The sequence below is a fragment of the Pantoea stewartii subsp. stewartii genome, from assembly GCF_008801695.1.
Taxonomy (GTDB): domain Bacteria; phylum Pseudomonadota; class Gammaproteobacteria; order Enterobacterales; family Enterobacteriaceae; genus Pantoea; species Pantoea stewartii.
The window spans coordinates 1-663 of record NZ_VZPF01000213.1 but is presented as its reverse complement, the minus strand read 5'-3'; the positions used below and the strand labels follow the sequence as shown (position 1 = coordinate 663).

The 663-nt window shown below is 50.4% G+C and carries 1 protein-coding gene; it reads right to left on the bottom strand.

What is annotated here, in order from left to right:
- Positions 1-69: 69 nt before the first annotated feature.
- A complete protein-coding gene (locus F7Q90_RS25795; RefSeq protein ID WP_052310133.1) occupies positions 70-423 on the bottom strand; it encodes a hypothetical protein in 354 nt (117 codons plus the stop codon).
- Positions 424-663 lie beyond the last annotated feature (240 nt).

Sequence of the window (663 nt, the reverse complement as noted above, 5' to 3'; positions counted from 1 at the left end):
GAGGCGAAGCGCCTCAAGGAGCCATGTCCGGTGTTTCACGCGATAGTGTCCATTAAAAAATGATGGACACTATTTTCCCGGAACCGGAGCCCGCTGCACAGACGGTTTAAATGTGACGCTTACGGTTATGTTGCCGGTCACGTGCATTTCTGGCGTGGTCACATTCACGCCGCCCGGCGCAGTGATATTTGCTGTTGAGCATTTGATGTTCACAGGGTTTGGTGAGGTGATGTTGATTGCACCATCCGCGAACTCAATAAATTGGGTCGGCTCGCCATTGAGAAAACCCCCGAAATAAAGCGCATCTGATTTGCTGTGCATTCGGGGCGACCCGGGGGCTGACTGCTTAAGGTTGGCCCTCACAAGTGAGTTATCACGATCACAGATGGCAGCCATACCAATATCACCGACTACCGGATTCATTATTACGGCGCTACTACCACGCTGAAGCCGGAAAACAGGAACGTTATATACCGGCTTGTTCTCAATGATTGCGCCGCTCTGGTCCGTTCGGGAGATAAGAGGAAGCATGTCTACAACTAAATAACTGCTCGGAATAGTAGATCCCTTAGAGGGAACTCAGTCCGGTTTATGCGATCTGATCAATCGCTGAATATCCCAAATCACCAGCCGGACTGAGCAATGTCGATCATAGCACCAATA